This window comes from Micromonospora sp. WMMD961 (assembly GCF_029626145.1).
Classification (GTDB): Bacteria; Actinomycetota; Actinomycetes; order Mycobacteriales; family Micromonosporaceae; genus Micromonospora.
Window position 1 is genome coordinate 5,980,994 of the sequence record NZ_JARUBJ010000002.1, and the last position, 13,942, is coordinate 5,994,935.

The 13,942-nt window shown below is 71.8% G+C and carries 15 protein-coding genes; 2 read left to right on the forward strand and 13 right to left on the reverse strand.

The features are described 5' to 3' along the window. Positions 1-66: 66 nt before the first annotated feature. From O7614_RS27210 to O7614_RS27220, 3 genes are all read right to left on the reverse strand, one after another. On the reverse strand, positions 67-1,266 hold the full coding sequence (locus tag O7614_RS27210) for a DUF1015 family protein (RefSeq protein ID WP_278141265.1): 1,200 nt from the start codon (positions 1,264-1,266) through the stop codon (positions 67-69). Between the two features lie 87 nt (positions 1,267-1,353). Further along, positions 1,354-1,857, reverse strand: a complete 504-nt coding sequence (locus O7614_RS27215) for a hypothetical protein (protein ID WP_278141266.1) — start codon at positions 1,855-1,857, stop codon at positions 1,354-1,356. Between the two features lie 181 nt (positions 1,858-2,038). Further along, positions 2,039-2,665, reverse strand: coding sequence for a disulfide bond formation protein DsbA (locus O7614_RS27220; RefSeq protein WP_278141267.1), 627 nt, complete (start codon positions 2,663-2,665; stop codon positions 2,039-2,041). Positions 2,666-2,883: 218 nt separating this feature from the next. Between O7614_RS27220 and pepN the strand changes: the two genes are divergently transcribed. Both pepN and O7614_RS27230 read left to right on the forward strand, forming a co-directional pair. Beyond that, a complete protein-coding gene (gene pepN, locus O7614_RS27225; protein WP_278141268.1) occupies positions 2,884-5,433 on the forward strand; it encodes an aminopeptidase N in 2,550 nt (849 codons plus the stop codon). An 81-nt stretch (positions 5,434-5,514) separates the two neighbouring features. Then, a complete protein-coding gene (locus O7614_RS27230; protein ID WP_278141269.1) occupies positions 5,515-5,697 on the forward strand; it encodes a hypothetical protein in 183 nt (60 codons plus the stop codon). A gap of 56 nt (positions 5,698-5,753) precedes the next feature. Here O7614_RS27230 and O7614_RS27235 read toward each other — a convergent pair whose 3' ends face one another. The 10 genes from O7614_RS27235 to O7614_RS27280 all read right to left on the reverse strand — a co-directional run bounded on the left by O7614_RS27235 (position 5,754) and on the right by O7614_RS27280 (position 13,936). Next, positions 5,754-6,161, reverse strand: a complete 408-nt coding sequence (locus O7614_RS27235; protein ID WP_278141270.1) for a DUF5130 family protein — start codon at positions 6,159-6,161, stop codon at positions 5,754-5,756. After that, positions 6,148-6,444, reverse strand: coding sequence for a hypothetical protein (locus O7614_RS27240; RefSeq protein WP_278142390.1), 297 nt, complete (start codon positions 6,442-6,444; stop codon positions 6,148-6,150). Before O7614_RS27240 ends, O7614_RS27235 begins: the two co-directional genes overlap by 14 nt. Positions 6,445-6,519: 75 nt before the next feature. Next, positions 6,520-7,983 (reverse strand): amidase, encoded by a 1,464-nt coding sequence (locus tag O7614_RS27245; RefSeq protein ID WP_278141271.1) that lies wholly within the window; start codon positions 7,981-7,983, stop codon positions 6,520-6,522. Between the two features lie 155 nt (positions 7,984-8,138). Next, positions 8,139-9,164, reverse strand: a complete 1,026-nt coding sequence (locus tag O7614_RS27250) for an amidohydrolase family protein (protein ID WP_278141272.1) — start codon at positions 9,162-9,164, stop codon at positions 8,139-8,141. Further along, the gene (locus O7614_RS27255) at positions 9,164-9,688 is read right to left on the reverse strand and encodes a 3-hydroxyanthranilate 3,4-dioxygenase (RefSeq protein WP_278141273.1); all 525 of its coding nucleotides are present in this window, start codon (positions 9,686-9,688) and stop codon (positions 9,164-9,166) included. Before O7614_RS27255 ends, O7614_RS27250 begins: the two co-directional genes overlap by 1 nt. Further along, positions 9,685-10,116, reverse strand: a complete 432-nt coding sequence (locus O7614_RS27260) for a RidA family protein (protein WP_278141274.1) — start codon at positions 10,114-10,116, stop codon at positions 9,685-9,687. The genes O7614_RS27255 and O7614_RS27260 overlap by 4 nt, the downstream gene beginning before the upstream one ends. A 202-nt stretch (positions 10,117-10,318) precedes the next feature. Further along, entirely contained in the window at positions 10,319-11,092 is a 774-nt protein-coding gene (locus O7614_RS27265) for a fumarylacetoacetate hydrolase family protein (RefSeq protein WP_278141275.1), read from the reverse strand. Continuing rightward, entirely contained in the window at positions 11,089-12,213 is a 1,125-nt protein-coding gene (gene dmpG, locus O7614_RS27270) for a 4-hydroxy-2-oxovalerate aldolase (protein WP_278141276.1), read from the reverse strand. The genes O7614_RS27265 and dmpG overlap by 4 nt, the downstream gene beginning before the upstream one ends. Next, on the reverse strand, positions 12,210-13,142 hold the full coding sequence (locus O7614_RS27275; protein ID WP_278141277.1) for an acetaldehyde dehydrogenase (acetylating): 933 nt from the start codon (positions 13,140-13,142) through the stop codon (positions 12,210-12,212). The genes dmpG and O7614_RS27275 overlap by 4 nt, the downstream gene beginning before the upstream one ends. Further along, complete coding sequence (locus tag O7614_RS27280; RefSeq protein ID WP_278141278.1) at positions 13,139-13,936, reverse strand: fumarylacetoacetate hydrolase family protein; 798 nt, start codon at positions 13,934-13,936, stop codon at positions 13,139-13,141. The genes O7614_RS27275 and O7614_RS27280 overlap by 4 nt, the downstream gene beginning before the upstream one ends. Positions 13,937-13,942: the final 6 nt, after the last annotated feature.

The window sequence follows — 13,942 nt, forward strand, 5'->3', positions numbered from 1 at the left end:
GCTCTCCGACGTCGCGGGGGCGGCGTCGGAGAGCCGGGTTCGTCACACGGTCGTGCGGTGGACCGTTCAGCGCGGCAGCTCGGCGACCACCAGACCGCCGCGCGCCTTCGGGGTGAACCAGGTGCTCTTCCGGGGCATCTTCTCCCGGGCCAGGTTCACCGCGACGAAATCCTCGACGGTCACCGGCGCGATCAGGATGGCCAGCTCGGCCCGGCCAGCGTCGACCTCACCGGTGAGCCAGCTCGCCGGGTAGTCACCACCGACGTAGGTGATCCGCTTGTCGCCCGGGTCCAGACCGAGCGCGTCGCGCAGCAGCAACCGCTCGACCAGAGCGTGGTCCAGGTTCTCCAGCCGGGCGGAGGCCGTGGCCGGCAGGCGCACCGCGTACCCCTGGCCGTCGAGGCGGAGGTGCACGGTGCCGCCGCCCGCCGGGACCTCGACCGGGCCGTCGATCGGCTCGACCTCGGCACCGGCGGCCCGCAGCCGGTCGAGCAGCTCGGCTGGCGTCGTGGTCAGCTCGCTGACCAGCCGGTTGTATGGCTGGATGGCCACCGACGCGGGGGTGGTGACCACGGCCAGGAAGCGGGACAGCCCGCCGGTCTGGGCGGCCAGGCTGCGGTGGTTGCCGTCCGCGACGACCAGTTCCCCGCCGCCGGCGAGGTCGATCAGCGCGGTCTGCTCCGGGCCGGGGCCGAGCAACCAGATCGCGTGCGTGCGCCCCGCCTGATCGGTGTCCGTCGCGGCGGGCGCGCCAGCCGTCTCGGTCGCCGTCGCGAGGGCGGCGTGCAGCTCGTCGCCACGCCCGGTCTGCAGCAGGAGTACGGGTGAGAGCAGGTGACCCAGCGCCTCGGCCAGCGCCACCCGCTCGCGCACCTTGGCGATGAACACGTCCTCGTTGCGGATGACCAGGCCCGGCTCGTCGGCCCGGGTGGAGATCTGGTCGGTGTCCACCATCGCGAACAGCCCGAACGCGGGCTCCTCGCCGGCCGCGGTGATCCGGTAGAGCACCACCACCTGCTCGGCGGGGGTGTAACTGCCGTCCGCCTTGGCCTCGGCGAGGCGGGAGACCGCGTTCGGCAGCGCGTCGAGGAACGACGTGCCCAGGCTCTGCGGGGCACGGTGCGGCATCTCGATGCCGAGGGCACTGTGCGGGTTCGCCTCGATGATCGCGGTGATCTCCGCGTCGTCGGCGAACTCGTCGTAGTTCTGCGCGCCGGTGCCACCAGTGGTGACCCACGCCCGGGTGATCGGATGCACGACCGTCATACCCGTGACGCTACCGGCGACGGTGTTGCCGCCGACGGGGACCCGCAGGGCGTCCACCAGATGAAAGCGCCAGGCCCGGCGCGGCGGTCAACCCGCGCGGTCGGACACGCTCCGGCGGTGCCGACCCGCGCTCACCGGCCCGCCGTTGCCCCGTCGGACGGTCCCGACCGGTCCTGTGTTCACGCTGCGGCGAGGCGACGCGGGCGGCCCGGGCACGGGACGGTCCGGGGGCGGCGACGGGACGGGCCGGGGGTTCAGTGGCGGCGTCGGCACCGGGCGCGGGGCGGCCGGCGCCGGCGGTGGGGGCGCGGGTTCCGCCGGCGCCGCCAGCGTCGGCAGACCCGTCGACCCGGAGTCGGCGGCCGAGGGCAGCGGGTTGGCCGGCGCGGGCGGTGTGAGCCGGGACGTCACCGGCACCCGGGCCACGCCCACCACGATGGGCGGCGCGAGCAATTCGACCAGGTGGGCGGGCAGGTCCGGACGGACCGCCGGCCAGCGAGAGTCGTCAACGGACCAGTAGTCCGCGCCGGGAGTGTCGATCACCCCCGGCCGGGTCAGCTGATCGTCACCGGACGCACGGTGCTTGGCCATCGGGATTGCCTCCACGAACTCCGGGTGCGGCCCTGCGGGTCGCTGCGGCGGACATGCAGGCCAACGAGTGCAGCGGTCTCCCGGTGACGGGGCGGGCAACGCGGCGCCCCAACACGCCGCGCTGAAAGGAAGGGCCCCTTGTTAACGCATAGCGTTAACAAGGGGCCCTTCCTTTCAGCGCTCAGTCGAAGATCGGGTCCTGCTCACGGGTGCGCTTGAGCTCGTAGAAGCCGGGCGTGGCGGCGACCAGCAGGACACCGTCCCAGAGCCGGCCGGCGGCCTCCCCCTTCGGAGCCGGGGTGATCACCGGGCCGAAGAACGCGACGGGGGTGCCGTCCGGGCCGGGCGCGTGCACGACCGGGGTGCCGACGTCCTGTCCGACCGGGCGCATGCCGGCCTCGTGGCTGGCCCGCAGCGCCTCGTCGTAATCGGTGCTGTCGGCGGCGGCGGCCAGCGCCGGGTCCAGGCCGGCGTCGGTCAGCGCGGCGACGTACAGCTCGTGCCCCCGCTCCTCCTTGCCGAGGTGGATCCGGGTGCCGAGCGCGGTGTAGAGCGGGCGCAGGACGTCGTTGCCGTACCGCTGCTCGGCGGCGATGCAGACCCGCACCGGGCCCCAGGCGGTGCGGAGGAAGGACTTGTAGTCCTCGGGCAGCTCGTCCCGGCCGTCGTTGAGAACGGCCAGGCTCATCACGTGGAATCGGATGTCCACGTCACGAACCCGCTCGACCTCGAGCAGCCAGCGGGACGTGATCCACGCCCACGGGCAGGCCGGGTCGAACCACATGTCGGCGGTGACACGATCGGTCACGGTGAGGTCCCTTCGCAACGGGGCGCCGGCAGTCCGGCGTCTCACCGAAATCTTCACCCCGCACGGTATCGACCGGCACCCGAATGAGAGCGTGACCTCGGCCACCGCCGGCTGCCCGTACGTGGAAGACTCGAATCGGGCCAGCCGCCACGAGTGGCGGTCAGACGGACGCCGCCGGGCGTCGGCGTGATGTGGGATGGAGACGAACAGTGCCGGGAGTGCGCAACCTGACCCAGGTCGAGGCGACCGAGCGGGCCCGCCTGCTCAACGTGACGGGGTACGACATCAGGCTGGACCTGTCGAGCGCCGTGCTGGCGGCGGACGGCCGCACCTTCCGGTCCGTCACCGAGGTCCGTTTCCGCTGTTCGGAACCGGGGGCGAGCACATTCATCGAGCTGGCCGCCGACTCGGTGCGTTCCGCGACGCTGAACGGCAGGCCGGTCGACCTCTCCGACTGGTCGGCCGAGAAGGGCCTGGTGCTGTCCGGTTTGGACAGCGACAACACCCTGGTGGTCGACGCCGACTTCGGTTACTCCAACAGTGGTCAGGGTCTGCACCGCACGGTCGACCCGGTGGACGGCGAGACGTACCTCTACAGCCAGTTCGAGACCGCCGACGCGCAGCGGGTGTTCGCCTGCTTCGACCAGCCCGACCTGAAGAGCGTCTACACCTGGCACGCCACTGTGCCGGCGCACTGGCGGGCGGTGTCCAACATGCCGGTGCAGCGGGAGGAGCCGGCGGGTGAGGGGCTCAAGACGCTGCACTTCGCCGAGTCGCCCCGGATGAGCACCTACATCACGGCGATGTGCGCCGGGCCGTACCACGAGGTGCGGGACAGCCACGACGGCATCGACCTGGGGGTGTTCTGCCGGGCGTCGATGTCGCGCTATCTGGACTCCGACGACCTGTTCCTGATCACCAAGCAGGGCTTCGACTTCTTCCACGAAAAGTTCGACGTGCGCTACCCGCTGCCGAAGTACGACCAGCTCTGGGTGCCCGACTTCAACGCCGGCGCGATGGAGAACTTCGGCTGCGTCACGCACGCCGAGTCGCACTACCTGTTCCGCTCGCAGGTCACCGACTTCGAGTACGAGCAGCGGGCCAACACGATCCTGCACGAGCTGGCCCACATGTGGTTCGGTGACCTGGTCACCATGCGCTGGTGGAACGACCTGTGGCTCAACGAGTCCTTCGCCGAGTGGGCCAGCCACTGGTGCAACACCAACGCCACCCGGTTCACCGAGGCGTGGACGACGTTCCTGTCCATCCGGAAGAACTGGGGCTACCGGCAGGACCAGCTCTCCTCCACGCACCCGGTCTACACCGAGATGCCGGACATGGAGGCCGTCGAGGTCAACTTCGACGGCATCACGTACGCCAAGGGCGCGAGCGTGCTCAAGCAGCTCGTCGCGTACGTGGGCGAGGAGCCGTTCGTCGCCGGGTTGCGGGCCTACTTCGGCAAGCACGCCTGGGGCAACGCCACCTTCGACGACCTGCTCACCGAGTTGGAGGCGGCCTCCGGCCGGGAGCTGCGCAAGTTCGCGGCGCAGTGGTTGGAGACCGCGCAGGTCAACACGTTGCGCCCGGAGGTCACCATCGGCGCGGACGGCACGTACGAGCAGGTGGCGGTCCGGCAGGAGGCGCCGACGGCGTACCCGACGCTGCGGACGCACCGGATCGGCGTGGGCCTGTACGACCTGACCGACGGGCGGCTGGTCCGCCGCGAGCGGTACGAGGTGGACGTGACCGGCGAGCGGACCGACCTCGCCGAGCTGCGCGGTGTGCGCGCCGCCGACGTGCTGTTGCTCAACGACGACGACCTGAGCTACACCAAGCTGCGCCTCGACGAGCGGTCGATGGCGACGGTGGTGCAGCACATCGGCGGCTTCGAGTCGTCGCTGGCCCGGGCTCTGTGCTGGACGGCCGCGTGGGACATGACCCGCGACGCCGAGCTGTCCGCCCGCGACTACGTGGCGCTGACGTTGAGTGGGCTGCCCGCCGAGACCGACATCAACCTGGTCACCGCCACCCTGCGGCAGGCGACCACCACGCTCACCGTGTACGCCGACCCGGCCTGGGCGCCGACCGGCTGGGCCGAGCTGGCCCGGACCGCCCGGGACGCGCTGGCCAACGCGGAGCCGGGCAGCGGTTTCCAGATCGCCTGGGCGCGCGCGTTCACCTCGGCGGCGCGGTCCGAGGAGGACCTGGCCACGCTGCGCGGTTGGCTGGACGGCACGGGCATTCCGGCCGGGTTGACGGTGGACACCGAGTTGCGCTGGTCGGTTCTCGCCGCTCTGGTGGCGAACGGTGCCGCGGGTGCGACCGAGATCGAGGCGGAACTGGCCGCTGACCGCACCGCCAGCGGTGAGCGGGAGGCCGCGTACGCCCACGCGCTGGTGCCGACGGCCGAGAACAAGGCCGCCCTGTGGGCGCTGCTGACCGGCCCGGACGCGCTGCCCAACTGGCGGCACCGGGCGCTGTTGCAGGGCTTCGCGCACCCGACGCAGGTGGAGTTGGTCGCCCCGTACCGGGAGCGGTACTTCGCGACCGTCGCGCAGGTGTGGGCCACCCGGGACAGCGAGCCGGCGCAGGAGTTCGCGCAGTTGGCGTACCCGACCTACCTGGTGGAGGACGACACGGTGGCGGCCACCGACGCGTGGCTGGCCGGTGACGGGCACCCTGGCCCGCTGCGCCGGCTGGTCGCCGAGGGCCGCGACGGTGTGGTGCGGGCGCTGAAGGCCCGCGCGAAGGACGCCCAGCAGAGCTGACCAGCGAGTAGACGGCCCGGGCCGGTGTGGGCTGAGAGCTCACGCCGGCCCGGGTCGTTATGGTTGCGGAAGGAGGTGGACGTGTTGGCACAGCCGACTCACCAGTGGCAGCCCTCGGAGCGGGGCTGGCGCGAGCAGGACCTGTCCGACCTGCCTGAGAACGGTAACCGCTACGAGATCATCGACGGGAGCCGGCACGTTACGCCACCGGCCGGTCCCGAACACCACGAACTGGCCGACGAGATCCGAATGGCGCCCCGCTGACACATCGAAGCCCGGCCCACTGGACGCGGGCCGGGCTTCGTCGTACGAGGGAGGGCTCAGCCCTTGCCGGCGTGACTGGCGAGCTGGTCGAGGCCGTTGATGATGCCGCCGGCCAGGTCGCCCCCGCTGAACGCGCCGGCCATGGAGAGCGCGGCCAGCTTCGCGTACGTGTCGGGGATGCGCTTGCGGGCGTACCGACCGGTGATGATCTCCAGCTGGCGCTGGTTGGGCGACACCGCGATCAGCACCGACTTGTCGGGGTCGGCGAGCTGGCGGTGCAGCCGCTGGGCGTGCTCCCGGACAGGCTCGTCGAGACCACCGACGAAGACCGAGAAGACCAGGCCGGTGCCCTGGTCGGCGAGGCGCAACGCCTCGTCGATGCGCAGCAGCTGGCGGGTCGAGAAGGGCCCGTCCAGCACCTCGGGCGGATTCTCCGACCCGGCCTGCTTCTCACCAACGGTCACTTGCGCCTCCGGTTCCACCGGCCGGCGCCTCGACGCTGGCCTTCTCAAGCTTGTGGCTGGTCAGCGCGGGCGCCTGCGCCCCGGCCGTCAGCGCGGTGCCGGCCGAGTCGGCCAGCTGCTCCGGGCGGCCCAGGAACCAGACCGGAGTGAAGTCGAAGGGCCGGCCCGGGCGGTAGCGCTTGGCGCCACCGCCGCCGGTGGTGGCACCACCACGGCTGCTGGCGTAGGTGAGACCGGTGATGACCAGCACCGCGGCCAGCGGGATGCCGACAAAGACCAGCAACGTCTCGGTAACAGACAATCCCAACGCCCCCAGGCGGAAGAAGGACGACCTCGAACTGCCGGGTCGAATGGACGATCATGATGCCGGCCACCCGACGCCGTCACCATTCACGTTAGCGGAGTCGGCGGCCCGCCAGATTGCGGGGTGCCGATCCCATCCGTCACTGGAGTCCTCCAGTTGCGCAGCGGTCGCGATCAGCCGCGCGTCGTCACCGTACCGGCCGGTGAGCAGCACCCCGACGGGCAGTCCGTCGGTGGTGCTGCCCACCGGCAGGGAGACGGAGGGGTCACCGGTGACGTTGAAGATGGCGCAGTAGGGCGAGAAGCGGCGTTGCCGGTCGAAGTCGGCCGCCGGGTCACCATCGGCGGTGAACCAGCCCACGGGTGCCTGCGGGGCCGCCAGGGTGGGGCAGAGCAGCAGATCGACCCCGGCGGTGCGGCGGGCGCCGAGGCGGACCTGCGCCTGCAACTCTCCCAGCGTGGCGGCGAGCGTGCCGGCGCTGATCTCGGCACCCCGGGCGCGCATCAGCCGGGTCAACGGCAGCAGCTCCGCTTCCCGTTGCGGGGGCACCGGGGCGAGCGCCAACACGTACCAGAGGATCTCGAACAGCGGCCACACCGCGGGCGTGAGCGGCGGCGGCACCTCGACCACCTCGTGCCCGGCGGCGGCGAGCAGCGCGGCGGCGGCGTCCACGGCGGCCACGCAGTCGGGGTGCACCGGCTCGTCGGCGAGCATCGGCGTGGTGAACCGGCCGATCCGCAGCGGGCCGGGATCGGCCCGCCTCGCCACGGCCAGATAGCCGTCGGAGGGCGCGGGCGGCGACAGGTAGGGCTCGCCGGGCACCGGCACGGCCATGACGTCGAGCAGCGCGGCGACGTCGGCAACGGTCCGCCCGAGCGGGCCACTGGTGGGCAGGCCGAACGCGCCGGAGCCGACCGGCCCGCCGGAGACCAGGCCGCGGCTGGGCTTGTAGCCGACCAGGCCGCAGAGCGACGCCGGGACGCGCAGCGAGCCGCCACCGTCGGAGCCCTGGGCGACCGGGACCAGCCCGGCGGCCACCGCCGCGGCGGCCCCGCCGCTGGACCCACCCGCGGTGTACGCCAACTGCCACGGGTTGCGGGCGGGCGGAGCGACCCGACCCTCCGAGTAGAGCGAGCACCCCAACTCGGAGGTGGTCGTCTTGCCCAGACTCACCAGGCCGGCGGCCTTGATGAACCGGACCACGTCGGCGTCGACCGGTGGGACGAAGTCGAGGAAGGCCGCCGAACCGAAGGTGGTACGGACCCCGGCGGTGAGGGTCAGGTCCTTGATCGCGGTCGGCACGCCGTGCAGTGGACCGCGCCCGTCGGCGGGGGCGGCGTCGGCGGCGAGGGCGGCCTCCCGGGCCAGGTCCGGAGTGACGGTGACGAACGCGCCCACGGTGTCACCGAGGGCGGTCACCCGCCGCAGGTGGTGCTCGACCAACTCGACGCTGGACAGCTCGCCGCGCGCGACGGCGGCGGCCTGCTCCAAGGCGGTCAGGTCGTGCGGCTCGGCCATCCCGCCATCCTGCCGGTCGCCGGCGCTTGGCGCAGCCGACACGCGCTGCCGCCCGAAAACGGACCAACCGGACCCCGGCGTGGTTCTACGCCACGCCGGCCCGCGGATCTTGGAAAGTTTCCGTTACGCGAGAACGGAAACTGTCCAAGATCTGCTTACGCCACGGGTGCGGGATCCTTCACCTTGCCGAGGAAGCGCAGAGCGTTGCCGGACGAGATCTTGTCGCGCTGGGTGTCGGTGAGGAAGTCGGCGTCGCGGACCACCGCACCGGCCGGACGTTCACCCAGCGGGTACGGGTAGTCGCTGCCGACCAGCACCCGGTCCTCCCCCATCGTGTCGACCAGCAGCCGCAGCGCGGGCGCCGCGAAGACCACCGAGTCGACGCTGAACCGGTCGACGTAGCTGCTGGGCGGGGCGACCGACGCGCCACGGACCAGGTCGCCCCGGCGGTGCCAGGCGTTGTCGGCGCGGCCCAGCCAGAACGGGAAGCTGCCACCGCCGTGCGCGAAGCAGATCCGCAGCGACTCGGGCACCCGGTCGAAGACGCCGCCCAGGATCATCGCCAGCACCGACAGGTGCGTCTCGGCGGGCATCCCGGTGAGCCAACGGGCCATCCAGCGGTCCAGTCGCGGACCGTCCGGCATGTCCCACGGGTGGACGAAGACGGGCGCACCCACCTCGGCGCAGTGCTGCAGGAAGGTGACCACACCTTCGTCGTCCAGATCCCGGTCGCCGACGTGGTTGCCGATCTCCACACCCACGTGTCCGGCGGCCAGGCTGCGATCCAGTTCGGCGCAGGCGGCGTCCGGGTCCTGGAGCGGCACCTGGCAGAACGGCACCAGTCGGTCGCCACCGGCGGCGGTGACCTCCAGGGTCAGGTCGTTGAAGATCCGGGCGACCTTCACCGCCTGGTCGGCCGGGCGGTCGTAGCTGAAGAAGACCGGCGTGGGCGAGACCACCTGCACGTCCACGCCGTCGGCGTCCATGTCGGCCAGTCGGCGGGACGCGTCCCAGCACTCGGCGCCGACCGGGCGGAACTCCGTCTCCCCCACCATGATCATGGCGGCGCGCTCGGAGTCGACCCGTAGCCACGGCCAGCCGGACCCACCGCACGCCGCGCCGAGGTCCGGCCACCCCTTCGGTACGACGTGCGTGTGCACGTCGACCACACCTGCGCGCATCAGCCCTTGCCCGGGTGCAGCGTGCCGCAGTTGGCGCAGGTACGCGCCGCCTCGTCGGCGTAGAACGCCTGGAACACCGGCGGCAGGTCGGCGGCGATGTCGCGAACCTGCAACTCCACCTCGTGCACCTTGTTGCCGCACTCCGGGCAGTACCACTGGAACGTCTCCAGCGTGCCCTCCTCACGGACCCGCTCGACGACCACACCGATCGAGCCGGCCTCCGGCCGCTGCGGCGAGTGCGGGGTGTTGCGCGGCAACATCCACATCTGACCCTCGCGCACGTGCACCGTACGCGGCCCCTCCGGGGTGACCAGGTTGATGTGCATGTTGCCCTTCACCTGGTAGAAGAACTCCTCGTACGGGTCCACGTGGAAGTCGGTGCGCTGGTTGGGCCCGCCCACCACCATCACGATGAAGTCGTCCCCGCCGGGGAACATCTCCTTGTTGCCCACCGGCGGCTTCAACAGGTGCTGGTTGTCCGCGATCCAACCGGGAAAGCTGAACGGTTCGGCGATCTCACTCACGACTGACCTCCCGCAGGAAGAAGGGCCACGGCCTGGATCTCGATGAGCAGGTGCGGGTGCGGCAACTGGTGCACCGCCACCGTGGTGCGGGTCGGTCCGGACGCGTCGAAGAACTCCGCCCACACCTCGTTGTAACCACCGAAATCGTTCATGTTGACCAGGTACGACGTCACCTGCACGAGGTCGGTGAGGTCCGCGCCGACGGACCGCAGCAGATCGCCGATGTTCTCGATCACGGCCCGCGTCTGCGCCCGGATGTCGAGGTTCGTCGTACCGAACTCGTCGACCGACACACCGGCGAAGCTGTTGTCCGGCCGACGCGACGACGTACCCGAGACGAAGACGAACCCACCCGCCACCTTGACGTGCGGAAACGCCCCCCGAGGAACGGCCTTGCCGGCCACCACCCGAGCGCCATCGACACTCATGACAACCCTCCCCCGGGCGCCGCCGTGCGGACCGCGACCAGGTCAGGGGTTCCGGGCAGCCCGACCGGCGCAGGGATCAAGCCTGACCGCCCGGAGCCGGTCGGGCTGCCCGGAACCCCCACGCCACCGATAAGGGTCGGGCTGCCCGGAACCCCCACGCCACCGATCACGGTCGGGCCGCCCGGAACCCCCACCACCGCGCTCACGACGCAGCCCGCAGCGACGCCGTGCCGAGCTTCTCGACGACGGCGCGGACATGCGTGCCCGGACGCAGCGGAACGGCAGCGGTGGCCGCGCCGGCCAGGAAGACCCAACCCGACTCCAACCGCACCCCGTGCCGGCCGGCCAGTCGGATGCCCTCGTCGAGCGCCCGACGGGGGTCACCGAGGATCGCGGCCGTCGAGCCGACCTGCGCGACCCGTCCGTCGACCTCCAGCAGGACGCCCAGGTTGTCCAGGCCCGCCGGCACCGGCGACCACGGCCCGATCACGAACGCGGCGGCGGAGGTGTTGTCGGCGATCACGTCCGGCAGCGAGAAGCGGAAGTCCGCGTACCGGGAGTCGATCAGCTCGATGGCCGGGGCGACCGCGCGGACCGCGTCGGCGAAGTCGCCGACCGGTTCACCGGGCTCGGGCAGCCGGTCCAGCAGGAAGGCCACCTCCGGCTCGACCCGGGGGTGGATGTACGCGGACGGGTCCACCACGCCACCGTCGGGCACCCGCATCACGTCGGTGAGCCGCCCCCAGATCACCTCGTCCACGCCGACCTGGGCCATCTTCGCCCTGCTGGTCAGCCCCATCTTCAGCCCGACGAGCCGCTCACCCGCGTCGACGCGGCGCTGGAGCAGCGCGGCCTGCACGGCGTACGCGGCGTCGACGTCCAGGCCGGTCTCGGCGGCGAGCTGTGGGATCGCGGTGGCCGTGTCGGCCGCTGCCCCCAACTTCTCGGCGATTCCCGCGATGTCCGGTCCGATCATGCTGCGCCACCTTTCGTTCGCGACTGCGGGGCTCGCAAACCCGGCTCACTCCTCGCGCTCGCCGCCTGCTCCTTGCCGGCCAGGTCGAGTGCGACGTCCACGATCATGTCCTCCTGGCCACCGACCATCCGGCGGCGGCCCAACTCGACCAGGATCGACCGGACGTCCACCCCGTACTTCGCCGACGCCCGCTCGGCGTGCCGCAGGAAGCTGGAGTAGACCCCGGCGTACCCCAGGGAGAGCGTCTCCCGGTCTACCTGGACCGGCCGGTCCTGCAACGGGCGGACGATGTCGTCGGCCGCGTCCATCAGCGCGAACACGTCGCAGCCGTGCTTCCAGCCGTGCAGCTCGGCGACCGCGACGAAGACCTCCAGTGGGGCGTTGCCGGCGCCCGCGCCCATGCCGGCGAGGGAGGCGTCGACGCGGACCGTCCGGCCGTGGGCTGCGTCCGGGCCGGCCGGCGCGGAGCCGGTGACCCGGCCGTGTTCGACGGCGAGCACGCTGTTGGCCACCCCGAGCGACAGGTTGTGGTGCGCGTGGATGCCGATCTGCGTCTCTGGTGCGAGGACCTGCCGGTACGCGTCGACCCGCTGCGCCACGTCGGACATCAGCAGCCGGCCGCCGGAGTCGGTGACGTAGACGCAGTGCGCGCCGTACGACTCCATCAGCTTGGCCTGCCCGGCCAACCCGGCCGGATCGTTCATGTGCGACATCATCAGGAACCCGGCCACGTCCATGCCGTTCTCCCGGGCCCAGGAGATGTGCTGGGCGGAGATGTCCGCCTCGGTGCAGTGGGTGGCGATCCGCACGCTGGTCACGCCGAGCGCCTTGGCGGCCTTCAGGTCGGCGATGGTGCCGATGCCGGGCAGCAGCAGCGTGGTCAGCTTCGCCGTGGTCAGCACCTCGGCGGCGGCGGAGATCCACTCGGCGTCGCTGGCCGCGCCGTGGCCGTAGTTGACGCTGGAACCGGCGAGCCCGTCGCCGTGCGCCACCTCGATGGCGGCTACCCCGGCGGCGTCCAGCGAGGCGGCGATCGTCCGCACCTGGTCGACCGTGTACCGGTGGGCGATGGCGTGCATGCCGTCGCGCAGCGTCACGTCCTGGATGTAGAGGTCGGTCACGCCACCGCTCCCGTCGACCGCAGGGCAACCAACCGCTCCGCGGTACGCAGCGCGGCGGAGGTCATGATGTCCAGGTTGCCGGCGTACGCAGGCAGGTAGTGCCCGGCTCCGGAGACCTCCAGGAAGACCGACACCTGCAACGCGGTGAGCTGCCGCCCGAGCGTCGGCAGGTACGCCTCGACCCGGTCGAACTGCACGTCCTGCTTGAGCCGGTAACCGGGGACGTACTCCTGCACCGTCGCCACCATGTCGGCCACCGAGGCGGCGATGGCGTCGGTGTCGGCGTCGGCGTCCGGGCAGAGGCAGTAGACGGTGTCCCGCATCAGCAGCGGCGGGTCCGCCGGGTTCAGCACGATGATCGCCTTGCCCCGTTCGGCCCCGCCCACCACCTCGATGGCCCGGGCCGTGGTCTCGGTGAACTCGTCGATGTTGGCCCGGGTGCCCGGACCGGCGGACTTCGAGGCGATCGAGGCGACGATCTCCCCGTACGCCACCGGGGTGACCCGACGGACGGCGGCGACGATCGGCACCGTGGCCTGCCCGCCGCAGGTCACCATGTTGACGTTCGGTTCGCGCAGGTGCTCGTCGAGGTTGACCGGCGGCACCACGTACGGGCCGAGCGCGGCCGGGGTCAGGTCGACCACCGTACGGCCGTGTGCGCGCAGCACCTCGTCGTGACGTCGGTGGGCGCCGGCCGAGGTGGCGTCGAAGACCAGTTCGACGTCGGCGAACTCGGGCATCGCGACGAGCCCCTCGACGCCCTCGGCGGTGGTGGCGACGCCGAGCCGGCGGGCCCGCGCCAAGCCGTCGGAGGCCGGGTCGATGCCGGCCATCGCCACGATGCGCAGGCTGTCGCTCAGCCGCAGCACCTTGATCATCAGGTCGGTCCCGATGTTTCCCGATCCCAGCACCGCCACGTCAGTGGTCACTGTTCGCCCCTGTCACTGAAGGATGTGCGCACCGAGCCGAGCCCGGAGATCCGTGCCTCGTACGCGGCCCCCGGGGTGACCGGGACCATCGGGCCGAGCGCCCCGGAGAGCACCACGTCCCCGGCGCGCAGCGGGTCACCGGCGCGGGCGAGGGTGCCGGCCAGCCAGTTCAGAGCGTGCAGCGGGTTGCCCAGGCAGGCCGCGCCGGCTCCCACCGAAACCGGCTCACCGGCGTGCTCCAGCACCATTCCGCACAGCCGCAGGTCGACGTCGGCGAGCCGACGTGGTGTGGTGCCGAGCACGAAGAGCCCGCTGGAGGCGTTGTCGGCAACGGTGTCCACGATGGAGATGTCCCAGCCGGCGATCCGTGAGTCGACGATCTCGATCGCCGGCAGCACGTGGTCGACGGCGCGGATCAGGTCGACCGTCGTGATCTGCGGGTCCGGTAGGTCCTTGTCGAGCACGAACGCGATCTCCGCCTCGACCCGCGGCTGGAGCAGCCGGTCGATGGGCACCTCGACCCCGTCGCCGACCGCCATGGCGTCGGTCAGCATGCCGAAGTCCGGTTGGAACACCCCGAAGGTCTCCTGCACCGCCCGGGAGGTCAGCCCGATCTTCGCGCCGACCCGACGTTCGCCACGGCCCTGCCAGGCCCGCGCCTGGAGCTGCTGCACGCGGTACGCGGACTCGACGTCCCCCTCCGGCAGCAGCCGCCCGCGCAGCGGTGGGCACGGCTTGCCGGTGCTGCGGGCGTCGGCCAGCTCCCGGTTGGCGGCCTCGATGTCAGCTTCCATTGCCCG